12 protein-coding genes are annotated in these 15,665 nt (G+C 59.5%); 3 read left to right on the top strand and 9 right to left on the bottom strand.

Features of this window, described 5'->3' with window-relative positions:
* Positions 1–2 precede the first annotated feature (2 nt).
* The 3 genes from JQ609_RS21345 to JQ609_RS35625 all read right to left on the bottom strand — a co-directional run bounded on the left by JQ609_RS21345 (position 3) and on the right by JQ609_RS35625 (position 6,580).
* The gene (locus JQ609_RS21345; RefSeq protein ID WP_212274842.1) at positions 3–1,556 is read right to left on the bottom strand and encodes a lipopolysaccharide biosynthesis protein; all 1,554 of its coding nucleotides are present in this window, start codon (positions 1,554–1,556) and stop codon (positions 3–5) included.
* A gap of 364 nt (positions 1,557–1,920) precedes the next feature.
* Complete coding sequence (locus JQ609_RS21340; protein ID WP_212274841.1) at positions 1,921–3,099, bottom strand: acyltransferase; 1,179 nt, start codon at positions 3,097–3,099, stop codon at positions 1,921–1,923.
* A gap of 457 nt (positions 3,100–3,556) precedes the next feature.
* A complete protein-coding gene (locus JQ609_RS35625; RefSeq protein WP_283813875.1) occupies positions 3,557–6,580 on the bottom strand; it encodes a M10 family metallopeptidase C-terminal domain-containing protein in 3,024 nt (1,007 codons plus the stop codon).
* Between the two features lie 174 nt (positions 6,581–6,754).
* Between JQ609_RS35625 and JQ609_RS21330 the strand changes: the two genes are divergently transcribed.
* Both JQ609_RS21330 and JQ609_RS21325 read left to right on the top strand, forming a co-directional pair.
* Positions 6,755–7,096 carry a hypothetical protein gene (locus JQ609_RS21330; protein WP_212274840.1) on the top strand — a complete coding sequence of 114 codons (342 nt, stop codon included), beginning with the start codon at positions 6,755–6,757 and terminating at the stop codon, positions 7,094–7,096.
* A 193-nt stretch (positions 7,097–7,289) separates the two neighbouring features.
* Entirely contained in the window at positions 7,290–8,483 is a 1,194-nt protein-coding gene (locus JQ609_RS21325) for a CaiB/BaiF CoA-transferase family protein (RefSeq protein WP_212274839.1), read from the top strand.
* Between the two features lie 81 nt (positions 8,484–8,564).
* Here the strand turns inward: JQ609_RS21325 and JQ609_RS21320 are convergent, their stop codons facing one another.
* The 5 genes from JQ609_RS21320 to JQ609_RS21300 form a co-directional block, all read right to left on the bottom strand.
* Positions 8,565–9,386: an outer membrane protein gene (locus JQ609_RS21320; protein ID WP_212274838.1), complete on the bottom strand. Its 822-nt coding sequence runs from the start codon at positions 9,384–9,386 to the stop codon at positions 8,565–8,567.
* A gap of 160 nt (positions 9,387–9,546) precedes the next feature.
* Complete coding sequence (locus tag JQ609_RS21315; RefSeq protein ID WP_212274837.1) at positions 9,547–11,064, bottom strand: tripartite tricarboxylate transporter permease; 1,518 nt, start codon at positions 11,062–11,064, stop codon at positions 9,547–9,549.
* 18 nt (positions 11,065–11,082) lie between these two features.
* Positions 11,083–11,625 (bottom strand): tripartite tricarboxylate transporter TctB family protein, encoded by a 543-nt coding sequence (locus JQ609_RS21310; RefSeq protein ID WP_212274836.1) that lies wholly within the window; start codon positions 11,623–11,625, stop codon positions 11,083–11,085.
* 131 nt (positions 11,626–11,756) lie between these two features.
* The gene (gene mtnA / locus JQ609_RS21305) at positions 11,757–12,851 is read right to left on the bottom strand and encodes an S-methyl-5-thioribose-1-phosphate isomerase (RefSeq protein WP_212274835.1); all 1,095 of its coding nucleotides are present in this window, start codon (positions 12,849–12,851) and stop codon (positions 11,757–11,759) included.
* A complete protein-coding gene (locus JQ609_RS21300; RefSeq protein WP_212274834.1) occupies positions 12,848–13,723 on the bottom strand; it encodes an S-methyl-5'-thioadenosine phosphorylase in 876 nt (291 codons plus the stop codon). The genes mtnA and JQ609_RS21300 overlap by 4 nt, the downstream gene beginning before the upstream one ends.
* 171 nt (positions 13,724–13,894) lie before the next feature.
* On the opposite strand from JQ609_RS21300, the gene JQ609_RS21295 reads away from it, so the two are divergent.
* Entirely contained in the window at positions 13,895–14,545 is a 651-nt protein-coding gene (locus JQ609_RS21295; RefSeq protein WP_212274833.1) for a class II aldolase/adducin family protein, read from the top strand.
* A gap of 15 nt (positions 14,546–14,560) precedes the next feature.
* Here the strand turns inward: JQ609_RS21295 and JQ609_RS21290 are convergent, their stop codons facing one another.
* Positions 14,561–15,508, bottom strand: a complete 948-nt coding sequence (locus JQ609_RS21290) for a tripartite tricarboxylate transporter substrate binding protein (protein WP_192737919.1) — start codon at positions 15,506–15,508, stop codon at positions 14,561–14,563.
* Between the last annotated feature and the right edge of the window lie 157 nt (positions 15,509–15,665).

Raw genomic sequence — 15,665 nt, 5'->3', positions numbered from 1 at the left:
CGTCAGACCGCCTTGATGAGCAGAAAACGACCGGCGATGACGCGGAGATCCCGCCAGCAGGCCGCGCCGTAGGGGCCGGCCTGCGATGCCGCGACCGCGACGACGAAGATGATACCGGCGACCAGCACATAGAGGCCCCCCACATACCACCAGCCAATCGCCTGGTCGAGTTGCGCGCTGCGGAAGCCATATCGGAACGCCAGTGCGGCTGCGATGCCGATCCCGATCGGCATCAGCACGAAGTGGATCAGACGCAACCACATGCCGGTGAGGCTGAAATGCCGGCGCAGCAGGATCACGACGGTGATAATTTGGGCGATCATGCCGATGCAGGCGCTCCATCCCGCCGCCTGCCATCCGAAATAGGGCAAGGCGATCGCGCTCGTCGCCAGCGTGAACACGCCCGTGAGCAAGGCGATCAAGGCATTCGAACTCGATCGCCCTTGCGCCAGAAGATAGAAAGCAAACACGTTCGAGCTCGATCCAAGGACGCCGGCGATCGACAGCATCACCAACACACGCTGCGCCTCGGCAGCCACTTCGGCGCCGGTCCACATATGAAGCAACGGCCCTGCGACGGAAATCAGACCGCCAAGCGCACTCGAAGCGAGCACGTTGAGGATCCAGGAAGAGCGGAACAAGAGGTCGGCCTTGCGATCGTCAGTCTCTTTTTGCAGCGCGCTGAAGAACGGGAAGAGGATTTCACCGATCTTCAGGACGCCGATATACACGGCCTCCTCCAGCCGCTGCGCAATTGTATAGAAGCCGACGAACTGCGGCTGCAGTAAAGCTCCGAGCAAATAACGATCCGCCTGTGCCGCTATGAGCGCACCGCCCTGTGCGGCCAGTTGCCAGCCACCCAGCTTGACCAGATTACCGAGCGCGCCGCGATCGATCGCCGGGCGCGCCATCCAATCGCCTATGACGCGCCGGGACCATCCGAAGGCCAGAAGCATGGTCGTCGCAAAACCCAGCGCCTGACAGCCGAGAAACGTCGAGGCCTGAGGCCAGCGCGGGATGAGCAGCAGCATCGAGCCCGTTGCAATCACGGTACTGATGATGCTGATCGAAGCAACGCTTCGATAGTCCTGGCGCGCCGTGAACAAGGCCAGGAACACCGCGGACAGGCACTGGCACAGCCATCCGGCACCGGCCAGCGCAAATGCAAGCCCCAGATCGTCCGCGTACGGTCCACTCAGGTGAAATCCAAGGCGCGCAAGCGGTGCCCCGGCCAAAGCGAGGAGGATCACGATCGAGCCGCCCATTGCCAATGCCAGCATCACTGCCGTAGCGAACAGGCGTCGCGCATCGTCGCGCCTGGACGGCTCCAGCCGCAAGGCGAGTTCCCGCGTCGTCGACAATGCCAGCGTGTTGCTGAACGCCAGCGCGGGCGCAACGCATGCGGTAACGAGACCTGCGATGCCGAACGCGGCGACACCGAGGCGGAAGACCACGAACGGGAGGATGACCAGGTTCAGCGCCACGGCCACGACAAACGCGATCGCGTTCCAGGCAGAGTTCCCCAGCAAATCGGTCGGACTTTTTTTCAATGCCATATCATCTTCAGGCCGGCGCATGGGTCGGTCGATCAGGAGCTGGTCCACCTACCTACCGACCAGGGAACGTGTCGTGCCGCGAATGATTAAGAAGCGCACTTGCCCACTTGGCCGAAGAACCGAGCCGGGAGGTCGCTTATTGTTTGACTTGCCCCACCCTGTCTATCTACAGGAGTGGCTAACAGGCCGCAATGCAGCCCATGTGAGTCTTGAAATATATTTACTGAACGTACGGACGTGGCTGGTGACGTCTACTCCAATTTTCGTCCAATTAGTTTGGCGTGCCTTTGCAAGAGCCAGCAGCTGATCCGACTGCAAGTTCATCTGTGCGGAGTGGACGGCGCGGTGAGGCCTCGTGACAGCATCAAGCCTTTTGCTGCAGACAATGCGTACGAGGCACCAAATGGCTCAGTAGTCTCCTGTTCTCTACGAGAAGGGCTACCTTTGAAGCGATATAGGTAATCGGCGGGAGGACAGCCGTCACTGCGATCAGGGATATCATCCAGCCATGATTATGGAGCAAAGGGTGCAGCAAGCTGAAACTCAGCAGAAGTAGCGGATAGTGGATGACATAAAGCGTATAGGAAAATCGTGCCCATCCGCTGATTGCCTTGGGTATCCGTACACCTGAAGAGGTCACCCAGCGTATTAGGATCGACACCACGAGCGTAAGAAAGACACCCACAATCACCATCATCCTCTGCGCAGAAGGTGTATCGAAAGGATTTAGCAGATCGCTGGCCAAGTGCCCGCGCCCCAGGACGAACATCATGGTCAAGGCACTAAAGGCCAGGGCCGCTGCCCTTGACCAAAACTTATCGGTGAATAGATGGCCCTTGACATAAATGTGCCCGAGCCAGAAGCCGCTGAGCCAGATCAGGAAGAACCAAAGAAACAAAGCGTTGCGACCATATAGCAGCATCAGACCCACGGCGGCGAGCGGTAGCAAGGTGGAAAATGACCATCCGTTCCAGAGTCGCGCCGACAAAAATATGAGAATGTAGAACCACCATTCGTAGCTTAAGGTCCAGAGCGGCCCGTCCATATTAATGGGCGGTGGAGCCGCCGGAACCGCTCCATAGAGCAGAAAGAATGTGCTGGGAAGCGCCGACCATTCGAGTGTCGCGCGTTCTCGGGCAACGAATAATTCGCCCCCAAGCCGAAAGCTCTCCCGGCCGTGCAGGTCCAGAAGTTGGATCGTCAAGTAAACCAGGATAGTGATGAAAATTGCCGCAATCAGTGGCGGATAAATTCTGAGTATTCGCGCTTCGGCAAATCCTGCCGATTGAAATGACCCATCTGCATTTCTGTGACGAAGAGCGCTAACGTATATCATAAACCCACTGACGATGAAAAACATCGTCACTGCGTGAGTGGCCAATAGACTCGTCAAGATATGGCTTGGAGAGCCGACCCCAAAATATGGCAAGATGAACACCTGGAATCCGTGTACGCACGCAACGATCATTGCGCTCACGCCGCGCAATGCATCCATCAAGTTCGACGTTGCTGCATCGACCTTGAACTTAACTCCGTGGTTCATCTGATGAATCGCGATTGGGTAACGTGGCGCCCCGACTATTCGGACGTCTGAATTGCCGCACTGAAGAAGGCACCGTTAATCATTGATGGGGAGCTCATCTCAAGCTTGGCTTGGTTAATAACAACATGAGAGGCTTCGCGTTTCAAGTACTCAAATTTTCTGTACGGGTCCTCGGGGACGATGCAGTCATTACCCTTTCCGATCGTACATTCCTTTGCTCTCACCGCCGGCCTAGGTCCGGTTGCATGTACCGGGCACATCTTTGGCGCATCAGGTACGATGATCGAGATGAAATACCACTGGTCAGGGCGCCCCCTCTTTGCCAGGCAATGCCGGGTTAACCCATCTGCTCCCTAACAGGGGGCAAGGAGACGGGCGGCCTATTTCCTGGCGGAATGGCAAGCGCTGAGTGGAACGTCAAGCTGAACAACGGTCGGTGTGTTCTGGGCTGGTTTGGCTAATGCTGGAAGAAAAAGCCAGCGTGCAGCTCGGTCGCCTGGAGCTTTACGTCGTCATGGGTGTAGACGTTGACCATCGCATCCTGACTGGCATTCGCCGTATGGAGCAACGAATCTGCCTGCGCAACCCTAAGAAGCGCCTCGAGGTTCGCATGGCTGGCCGACGCTGAAAATTCAGCCAGCCAGAGCGGAGCAGCTCCTCCACTCTGTTCACCGAGATCTGCCCGGAACTGGAACGCATCATGAGCGCCGGGCGTAGTAGTCGGAGCCACTTGCGATATATTCGGGGCCACTTGCGATATATAGTGGGATGAATCTGCACTGGGTGCGATAGAAGCTCCTACGCTACCGTCGCCGCTGAGGTCCTGCTGGAAGCTCGCCTCAAGCGACTTGATGGTTGAGCTTGCTCCCGGTGTAGGCGCGGTGTTGGTGATGTAGTTGCCGTTGCTGTCGACACTCCAGACGATGTAGCTGTCAGCCGTCCCGTACTTCAACACGACCTGGTAGCCGCTAGCCGTCTGTTCTGTGCCGATCGGTGTCCAGGCGCCGAACTGGCCCACGACAACCGGTGCCCCGTAGCATTTCAGCTCGGGGCCGGAATTGCTACTGGCACTGGCGAGATAATAGTTGCTGCCGACCTGAACCAGCTTGGTCGATCCGAAGGATTCGATGGCTGTTCCTGATACGATGGGAATGCCAAGCGCGCCGTCGCCGTTGAGATCCTGCTGGAAGCTCGTTTCAAGCGTCTCGATGGTTGAGCTCGTCCCCGATGCAGGCGCGGTGTTGGTGATGTAGTTGCCGTTGCTGTCGACACTCCAGACGATGTAGCTGTCAGTCGTCCCGTTTTTCAAGACAACCTGATAGCCGCTGGCCGTCTGCTCTGTTCCGATCGGTGTCCAGGCCCCGAACTGGCCTACGACTACCGGCGAGCCGTCGCATTTCAGCTCGGGGCCGGTGTTGCTGCTCACGCTGGCGAGATAATAATTGCTGCCGACCTGAACCAGCTTGGTCGATCCGAAGGATTCGATGGCTGTTCCGGACACGATGGGAATGCCCAGCGTGCCGTCGCCGTTGAGATCCTGCTGGAAGCTCATTTCCAGCGAAACAATGCCGGAGCTCGTCCCCGATGCAGGCGCGGTGTTGGTGATGTAGTTGCCGTTGCGGTCGACACTCCAGACGATGTAGCTGTCAGCCGTCCCATTTTTCAAGACAACCTGATAGCCGCTGGCCGCCTGCTCAGTCCCGATCGGTGTCCAGGCCCCGAACTGGCCCACGACAACCGGCGCTCCATAACAATACAGCTCGGGGCCGGAATTGCTGCTGACGCTGGCGAGATAATAGTTGCTGCCGACCTGAACCAGCTTGGTGGATCCGAAGGACTCGATGGCTGTCCCGGACGCGATGGGAACACCGATCGTGCCGTCGCCGTTGAGATCCTGCTGGAAGCTCATTTCCAGCGAAACAATGCCGGAGCTCGTCCCCGATGCAGGCGCGGTGTTGGTGAGGTAGTTGCCGTTGCTGTCGACACTCCAGACGATGTAGCTGTCAGCCGTCCCGTTTTTCAGGACAACCTGATAGCCGCTCGCCGTCTGCTCTGTTCCGATCGGCGTCCAGGCGCCGAACTGACCGGCGGTGACCGGCGCTCCGTAACAATACAGCTCAGGTCCGACCCCGCTGCTGTTGCTCTGAAGAAAGTAGAAAGAGGAAATCTGGACCAGACTGGTTGCCCCAAGCGCCTCAATAACCGTTGGAGGGCCCAGGAATGTCGTGCTCGCAAACGTTCCGTCTGAAAACTGAAAGTTCTCCACGCCGGAAAGGCTATCCGCGCCATCGAATTGACCGGAGGAACGCTGGTCGACAACCGTGAACGTCTGCGTGGCTGAGTTATAGGCAATCAGGTAGTTGCTGCGGGCAGCTGAGAATACAGCAACGTCAGTGCCGGAACCGCCCACGATGGTATCGTTGCCCGCTCCGCCGATCAGCGTATCGTTGCCGCCGCCGCCATTCAACGTATTGGCGATCACATTGCCGGTGATGGCGTCATTTCCCGAACCACCAATGGCATTGTCGATATAAGATCGCGCATCGCCGTTGAACAAATAGGCGTTGTAGATATTTCCGGCCGCATAATGCCCGTTTCCGAGATACGCGAGCTGCGTGTTCGACGTGATCGAGGATGCACCAGGATTGAGATTGACCGTTACGGCCGTCGCGTAATTCGACAGGTCATAGGTATCGACACCGTTGCCGTCCCAGATCGTCTCGAAGACACGGTTCGCCGAACCGCCGGCGCCGTTCCCGGGCGCCAACTGCGCAACGCCGTTGATGAACGTCTGTCCAGTCGTCGGGCTCCAGGTGTAGACCGTGTTTTCACTGCGGGTGGAGAAGTTCGCGCCGTAAAGCGCTTGCAGGGCCAGAATATCGTTGGCCATATAGGTCTGCGAATACCCGTAGTATTCGGCGGTGTATCCCGTGAGCGGCGCACCGGCATAGCTGCGATAGCTCATGACGGTATATTCGGAATGGTCATGGGCGGCCGGCACCGCGACGTTGGCGACACCTCCGGTTTCCTGGCTGTGCTTGAGGCCAAGGGCGTGGCCGAGTTCATGCAAGGCTGTGGCGAAATAGTAGTTGCCGAGCGCGGCCAGAGAATAATTATACGCGTTTCCGAACCAGATATCGCCGCCGGCCGGTACGTTGGCAGGGTAATAGGCGTAGGAAGTCGGATTAGCAGCAGGGGATTGCGCGATCGCGATGTCCGATCCGTTCGTTCCCGCGTACGAAAAGCTGGCGTTGGTATAGCTGGCGATCAACCCAATCGCGTAGTTGATTGCTTGCTGCATCGCAGCCGGCGCCGACGAGAAGCCGGACGTGTTCGGCTCGCCATTGCCGTAATAGCCGGCGGAGTAGTCGCTCGGTGAATCTGGAAAGCTATAGGAGATCGTGCCGGACCACTTTGTGCCGCCCAGCAGGCCGTCAATTTCCGGGTTATTGGTTCGGGTAATCCCTACTGCCGTTGCCAAATGAATCTCCGGGATATCCTGCTTCGTCTGGTGCGTGAGGGTTCATTCCAGACAATTAGACATTCGTTTGGTGACTTTGAGTGCTTCAGGTTTCGATTACGTTACAATGCGATGCCAAAACTATCGGGTCAGGTTCCGATGATCGGAACCGCCGATCGGACCGCGGGATCAACGATGCCCAGAGTGCTGCGCAAAAAAGCCTCGCCAGCGGGGCTAACAACCTCTTTAGCGTTTACGATATCTTTATTGACGGCAACAATTCTGCCGGATTTGAGCAGTTTGTCCCAGAAAGGTCATTTCTCCATGACCAAAGCGATCGCTTCGGATGGAAAGCCTGAAGCGGCTGCCGAAAACACCATGCCGCTCGCACGTGATCCCAAGCGAGCGGTAGAGGAAGAATATCAGATGGCACGGCGGCTGAACACGGTTCAGTCGCTGGAACTCTTCATCGCAAGGCACCCCGACGATCCCCTGGCAGCGAAAGCGCGAGCCGATTTGCGGCTACTATCGCGCTAGAGTGGGATGAGGTTGGGTGGGGCGTCACGACGGACCATTTTGTCTCGTGCCCCGGACGCAACGCAACCCATCATGCGCCAGCAGCGGCATGCCATGCATCCCGGCGTCGATGCCATCCGCGATGATGGCATGACAAGCCCATGGATTTCCCCGATAATTTGAGCTGGACTAATTGTTGGCTGGAGACCCCTTGATGCCCTCCCCGCGCGCCTCGCAGGCCCTTTCCCGTTTCACCGTGCTCGACCTGACCCGCGTCCGTTCGGGGCCGACCTGCGTACGGCAGCTCGCCGACTGGGGCGCCAACGTCATCAAGATCGACGCGCTGCTGGAGGATGCGGCCGGCGAACAGCCGGGTGGTCCACGCCAGGGCTCGGACTTCCAGAATTTGCACCGCAACAAGCGGGCCATGACGCTCAACCTGAAGGATCCGAAGGGCCTCGAGGTGTTCAAGCGCCTTGCCGAGAAGGCGGACGTCGTGGTCGAGAACTTCCGGCCCGATGTCAAAGCCAAGCTCGGCATCGATTACGAGAGCCTGCGCAAGATCAACCCGCGGATCGTCTATGGCAGCATCTCCGGGTTCGGGCAGGATGGCCCCTATCACAAGCGGCCGGGCTTCGATCAGATCGCCCAGGGCATGGGCGGGCTGATGTCGGTTACCGGCGCCCCCGGCGAGGGCCCGATGCGGGTCGGCATTCCCGTGGCCGACCTCACTGCCGGGCTATTCTGTGCCCTTGGCATCCTCACGGCGCTGCTCGAACGCGATGTCTCCGGCGAAGGCCAGTGGGTGCAGACCTCGCTGCTGCAGGCTCAGATATTCATGCTGGATTTCCAGGCCGCACGCTGGCTGATGGAAAAGGACGTGGCCAAACAGGCCGGCAACAACCATCCGACGAGCATTCCGACCGGCGTCTTCAAGACGTCCGACGGCTATATCAATATCGCCACCACCGGCGGGCGGATCTGGGAGCGCTGCGCGCAGGCGATCGGCGCACCTGAACTCCTCACCAACCCCGACTACGCCACCTCTCCCGCCCGCTCGAAGAACCGCGACGCGCTTAATGCCGCCATTGGGAAGCTCACCGAGAAGAAATCCACCGAGACTTGGGTCAGCGAACTCAACGCCGCCGGCGTGCCCTGTGGCCCAATCTACTCGATTGACCAGATGTTCGATGACGACCAGGTCAAGCATCTCGGCATCGCGCAGCACGTGCCCAACGACGAAAACAGGCACATCCAACTGGTCGGCCAGCCGATAACTTTGTCGCGGACGCCAAGCAGCATGGCGGCACGTCCGCCGGAGTTCGGTGAACAGACCGAAGAAGTGCTTACCGAATTCGGTTTCGGCAAGGAAGAGATCGCCGATCTCAGGCAACGCAAGGTGGTCTGAGCGGCATCAGAACGCCTGGAACTCACCACACGAAAAAGCCCCGGAAAATCGGGGCTTTTGTAATTCCTGGCGTTCTGTCGCTCAGTACTTGGCGACGACGGGAGCGGCCGTGAACTGGTAGTTGATGCCGACGCGGGCAACATGGTCATGGAACTTGACTGTGGTCTGGTTTGCCGTTCCGCCGAAGTAGGTCTTCGAGCCGAAGTCCATATAGAGATATTCGAGCTTCGCCGACCAGTTCCTGGCCAATTTCTTCTCAAGACCGGCTCCGACTGTCCAACCCACACGCGTCTCACTGCCGGACACCGTGGCCCCGGTGACCGTGAACGGTGCGCCGATGGTGACGTTGCTGTTGCCGTCGAACAGCTGGAAGACCCCGGTAGGCGTCGTCGCCGCCTTGACCTCACCAACCGCCAGACCGCCTGTCGCGTACAGCAACAAACTCGGGTCAACGAGGACGCCGCCACGGGCCCTGAAGGTTGCAAACCAAGGCAAGCTCGTGGTGGTGTCGGCGAACAAGGTTGCACCTATGTTGCCGACTCGGATCGATCCGAGTTGATCACGCGATCCTCCGCGTTCCCCCGTGCCCTGGATGTCAGCTTCAAGTCCGACCACCCAGGTGCGATCCAGCTGCCAATTATAACCGATCTGCGCGCCACCGAGACCGCCATCGACATTCTGCCCAAACGTGGTGATCCCAAGCGGTGCACCCGGTTCGAACGTGTTACGCGCCCTGCCCCAGCTGTAGCCGCCATTGAGACCGAGATAGAACCCAGTCCAGTTGTAGCCGGGATCGACGATCACGGGAGCCTTGGTGTACGGCCGCGGGGCCAGGTCGGCAGCGAATGCGCTTGTCGTGAGCAGCGAAACAATCGCGGCGCTTGCAATCAGAATGCGATTCATCGGGATTCCCAAAATCTGAAATTGAACTTGGAACCCACCATACAGCGAGATGTGCCCGTAGCCTGTTACCCGTCAGCAACAAGCCGACATAATCGAGTTCCATTGAGGAACCGGCGCAGGGCACGGTGAACAAACGCTGAATCCGCCCCAAAGATTATGACTAAGCGGGGCTTTTTGCCGTTCTCATCAGCCGGGTGACGCTCCCAAATACCTTGTCGAGGACAGGCCAGAACAGGAGAACGATCGCCAGTGTTGTAATCGAGCCAACCAAGCCGTTCGACCAGAACACCTTCATGTCGCCGCCGGATCCGATCATCGACAGGCGGAACGCATCCTCGGCGCGGTTACCAAGTACCAGCGCCAACGTGAACGGTGCGAGCGGAATTCCGATCTTCTTGAACACGTAGCCGACGACGCCGAAGCCAAGCATCAGCCAGATGTCGAACATCGCATTCTGGATGGCATAGGCACCGATCGCGCAGGACACCACAATCATCGGCGCGACCGCTGCGAACGGCACCCGCAGGATCGAGGCAAAGATCGGCACCGTCGTCAGCACCAGCACAAGACCGACCACGTTGCCGAGATACATCGAGGCAATCAGGCCCCAGACGAAGTCCTTGTGTTCGACGAACAACAAAGGCCCGGGGTTGAGGCCCCACACCATCAAGCCGCCGAGCAGGATGGCCGCAGTGCCGGAGCCGGGAATACCGAGCGCCAGCATCGGCAGCAGTGCTGCGGTGCCCGAGGCATGCGCTGCCGTTTCCGGCGCAAACACACCTTCGATGCGGCCCTTGCCGAAACCGTCCGGCTCCTTGGAAAAACGCTTGGCAAGATTGTAGCCCATGAACGAGGCTGCAATCGCGCCACCCGGCGTAATGCCGAGCCAGCAGCCGATGAACGACGAACGAAACAGCGTCACCCAATATTTCGGCAGGTCTCTCCAGACCGACAACACGACGCGCAGACTGATCCCGGCGGCGTGTCCGCGCAACGCGAGGCGCTCTTCCATCGTCAGCAGGATCTCGCTGATGCCGAACAGGCCAATCACCGCGACCAGAAAATTAATGCCGCGCAAGAGGTCAGTCGAACCAAAGGTCATGCGCAACTGGCCGGACACCGTGTCCATTCCAACGCCGGCGAGCAGCAGACCGAGCGACATCGAAATGACAGTCTTGTGCTTGGCCTCGCGGCCAAGCCCCACAAAGGAGCAGAAGGTGAGCAGATAGACCGCGAAGAATTCAGGCGGGCCGAACTTCAGCGCAAAGGACGAGATCATCGGCGCCAGAAACGTGATCAACAGCACCGCCACCAGCGAACCGATGAACGAGGAAGTAAACGCCGCAGTCAGCGCCTCCGCAGCCCTGCCCTGCTGCGCCATTGGATAACCATCGAAGGTGGTCGCGACCGACCAGGCCTCGCCGGGAATGTTGAACAGGATCGACGTGATGGCGCCGCCGAACAGCGCACCCCAATAAATGCAGGACAGCATCACGATGGCCGAGGTCGGATCCATCGTGAAGGTCAAAGGCAGCAGGATCGCCACACCGTTCGGCCCGCCAAGTCCGGGCAGCACGCCGACAAAAATGCCGAGCACCAGCCCGACCATCATCAGGACGAGCGTCTTCCATGTCAGCAGGACGGCAAAGCCGTGCATGAGTAGACCGAAGGCTTCCATCAAACTACCTGCGATCTACTATCGGCCGAGGGCCGCTTCGAGCGGGCCCTTTGGCATGATGACGTCAAACGCGATGTCGAAGGTCACAAACATCACAGCGGTGAACACGAAGGCGGTCAGCAGCGATTTCCACAAGGCGATCTTGCCGACCACGCGCATGAAGGTGGAGATCAGCAGGAAGCTCGCGACATAGAGTCCGAGAAATTGCATGGCCAGACAGAACAGCAGCGTCGGCACGAACACGGCCATGACGCGGCGAAGCTGGGCCCGCGTGACGAAAGTCTCGGCGGCTTCCTTGCGCGACAGGAAAGCGGTGACAAGACCATAAAGGCTGGCACCACCGAGGATCACCGAAAGATAGAACGGAAAATAACCGGCCTGCGGGCCGGTGGAGTCCCAGGCGGCGCCGGTGCGCCAATTGTCCCACCCGAGCGTCAGCGCCAGCGCCAGAAGGAGCAATGACACCACGACGTCGACGATGCGGACGCTCGTCACGACAGGTGAATTGATCTCCGGCGCGGTCGGATCGTCGACGACGATTTCGATGTCGGTATTGGACATTGGATGTGATCTATCCCGGCTAACTGACGTGGCATACGGGATACAGTGCTGGCGTTGCCCGCGTCAATGTAACTTCAGCGAATGCTCTGGCTTGACGCGTTTCCTCTACGCGAACCGGCTTCCACAAACCGCTATCGGAACCGATCAGGAAACGTGCTCGCAAGTGCAGCACGTTCAGGCCTCAGCACACCACGCTCGGTGATCAACCCGGTTACCAGCCGTGCCGGCGTGACGTCGAAGGCATAATTGGCGACCGGCGATCCCGCAGGCACCACCCGCACCGTTTCGATACGCCCATCGGTGGTGCGGCCGGTCATGGTCGCGACTTCATCGGAAGCGCGCTGTTCGATCGGAATCTGCTTTATTCCGTCGTCGATACTAAAGTCGATGGTCGGCGACGGCAGCGCAACATAGAACGGCACGCCGTTGTCGTGCGCGGCGAGCGCCTTCAAGTAGGTTCCGATCTTGTTGCAGACATCGCCATTGGCGGCCACCCGGTCGGTTCCGACGATGGCCAGATCGACCATCCGGTGTTGCATCAGGTGGCCACCGGTGTTGTCGGCGATCACCGTATGCGGGACACCATGGTGGCCAAGTTCCCACGCCGTGAGGGAAGCGCCTTGATTGCGGGGCCGGGTTTCGTCGACCCAAACATGGACCTTCAGGCCACGATCATGCGCGAGGTAGATCGGAGCCGTCGCGGTACCGAAATCGACCGTCGCCAGCCATCCAGCGTTGCAGTGCGTCAGAATGTTGACCGTCTCTCCCGGCTTGGTCGCGGCAATCGCTTCGATCAGCGCCAAACCGTGCTGTCCTATGCCCTGATTGATCGCGACGTCCTCCTCCGCGATTTCAGTGGCACGCTTGTAGGCTGCCGCGACACGTCCTGACGGCGGCAAGGGCCGCAGCATCCCGTGCATTTCATCGAGCGCCCATTTCAGGTTGATGGCCGTCGGCCGGGTCGCGATCAGCATCTTGTAGGCAAGGTCAAGCGCGGCATCGGAGGCATCGGCGCGCATAGCCAGCGCCATGCCATAAGCGGCGGTTGCGCCGATCAGCGGCGCGCCGCGCACCAGCATGGAACGGATGGCTTCGCCGGCGTCCGCCGCACTCGTCATCCGCGCGACGACGAAATCATGCGGCAGCCGCCGCTGGTCGATCGCCCCGATCGACCATCCATCGGGCTCGAGCCAGATGCTGCGAAAATGCTGGCCATCGACTTTCATGAGCGCAGCACCCTGCCGGCCACCGCGTCGAGCTTGCTAAGCAATTTGGGATCTCGCGCTTCCGGCGCCGTGATCAGCGCGGTATCGAGGGCCCGATCCGAGCCGATCGGACACGGTTCGTGCTCGCGCGGGAAATCCCTGGCAAGACGCGCGACCAGGCCCTTGGCCTTTTCGGCATTCGAGTTCAGCACGCGAATGATATCCTGAACCGTCACGGCGTCGTGCTGGGGATGCCAGCAATCGAAATCGGTAACCATCGCCACGCTGGCGTAACAGATCTCGGCCTCACGGGCGAGCTTGGCTTCGGGCATGTTGGTCATCCCGATCACCGAACAGCCCTGCGTCTTGTAGGTCAGGCTCTCGGCAAGGCTGGAGAACTGAGGGCCCTCCATACAGACATAGGTGCCGCCTTGCACGGCCACGATGTCCTCGGCCTTGGCGGCCTCCGCCAAATGCACCAATAGGCGCGGCGAGACCGGATGAGCCATCGAGACATGGGCAACGCAGCCTTTGCCGAAGAATGAACTTTCGCGCTTGTGGGTGCGGTCCACGAACTGATCGACGAGCACGAATGTGCCGGGTGGCAGATCCTCCCGGAACGAACCACAGGCCGAGAGCGAAATCAGGTCGGTAACCCCTGCCCGTTTCAGGACGTCGATATTGGCGCGGTAGTTGATGTCCGAAGGCGACAGAACGTGCCCTTTGCCATGCCGAGGTAGAAATACGATCGGCAGCCCGGCGATGACACCGTGCCTGACGGGCGCAGAAGCCTCGCCCCAGGGGCTTACGATTGCCTCGTCGCGGACATTTTCCAACCCCGGCAGATCGTAAATACCGGATCCGCCGATAATGCCAAGCACGGCATTCGTCATGATTGCTCCCAGAATGTTTCCCGGAGCGACCGCTCCGGCTTGTTCCCAGCACCCTTGGATGTTCGACTATACTGCGGCGCAATAATCAACCATTGTTCGCCCCACTGCAAAGGCCCTCTGACAGGGCTTGTGATGTGATGGCGCCACGCCGCAGCGATCAGGAGAAAGTGGATGTCGGCCACCAGCGAGCGGAAAAAGCGTCAGTCAATCATCGACGCCTGCCGCAGCATGAATGCGCTTGGCATTAATCAAGGCACGTCCGGGAACATCAGCCTGCGGCATGACGCCGGCCTGCTGATCACACCGACCAGCGTGCCCTATGAAACGATGCAGCCGGAGCAGATCGTGTTCATGGATCTGGATGGTTCATTCGACGCCGCGCAGCGACCGTCGAGCGAGTGGCGGTTTCACCTCGACATTCTCAGGGCACGGCCCGAGGTCAACGCGGTGGTGCATGCGCACCCACCCTTTTCGACGATCCTCGCGATCATGGGTCTGGAAATCCCGCCGATCCATTACATGATCGCGGTCGCCGGCGGCGACACCATCCGCTGCGCGCCCTATGCGACGTTCGGCACACAGGAGCTGTCGGAACACGCCGTGCGGGCACTCGAGGACCGCCTGGCCTGCCTGCTGGAGCATCACGGCATGATCGCCGTCGGACCTTCGCTGTCGAAGGCAATGTGGCTTGCGGTGGAGGTCGAAGCGCTGGCGCGGCAATATCACGGCTGCCTTCAGATCGGCACACCGCGGTTGCTTCCCAAAGCAGAGATCAAGAACGTACTCGGCAGGATCGCTGGATACGGTGCTGCCGGAAAATAACGCGCTAGGGCCGGCTTACTTCGCCACGAAACCGGCTTCGTTCATCAGCGAGGTGTTGAGCTTGTCATCCTCCTCGAGGAACTTCACCATGTCCTTGCCGGTTAGGAAGATCGGCTTCAGCGCCTGCTTTTCCATGTATTCCTTGTACTCGGCGGTCTGTGTCACCTTCTGGAACAGGTCGACATAGAACGCCTGTTGATCCGGCGTGACCTTGCCCGGCAGGAACATCGCACGCAGCATCAGATACTGCACGTCGAGCCCTTCTTCCTTGCATGTCGGGATGTCGTTCCAGGATTGCGTCTCGGTGACCTTGGTCTTGTAGGCGATCCGCTCCTTGTCGAACACGCACAGTGCGCGGACCTGGCCGGCCCGCCAGACCTCGAGATTTTCGGACGGGTTGTTGACGTTGGATTCGGTGTGGTTGCCGACCAGCTGCGTCGCGGCTTCGCCACCGGATTTGTAGGGCAGATAGGAGAACTTCGCGCCGGTCCTCTGCTCCATGAACACGGTGAGCACGTGATCCTCGCGCTTGGAGCCTGTCCCGCCCATCTTGAACGGCGAACTCGCAGCCTTGGCGGCGGCAACGAATTCCTTCACGGTTTTCGGTCCGGCGGCATTGTCCCACAACACAAACTGATCGAGCGCGACCACCGACACCGGTGTGAGATCGCGCCAATTGAAGGGAATCTTCGCCGACAATGGCAGCATGTAGATTAGCGAGTAGGCGATCAGCACCTTGTTGGGGTCGCCGTCACTGGACTTCATGTACATCAACGCTTCGGCACCGGACGCTCCGCCCTTGAGCGAGACCACCATCGGCTGCTTCATCAAATTATTCTTCTGGATCGCCGCCTGCATCATGCGAGCCATCTGGTCGGACGCGCCGCCGGCACCTGCTGCGACTACGATTTCAACCGGTTTGGTCGGCTCCCAGGCAGCGAACGCCGGCGCGCTGACGATCATGGCCGCCAGGGCGGCCGTGGCTTTGAGAATCTGTCCCACGTTTTTCTTCCCTATGTCTTTGTCTTAATTATAGAAACGATAGCATACACAGAACCATTGTGCGGATTTAACTGCGCCAGTTCAAGTCGAACCGCCCCACACTGCCTATTACTTTCGC

The organism is Bradyrhizobium sp. AUGA SZCCT0169 (genome assembly GCF_018130085.1).
Taxonomy (GTDB): Bacteria; Pseudomonadota; Alphaproteobacteria; order Rhizobiales; family Xanthobacteraceae; genus Bradyrhizobium.
The sequence above is the reverse complement of the archived record's forward strand: the minus strand, read 5'-3'. Positions and strand labels throughout refer to the sequence as shown.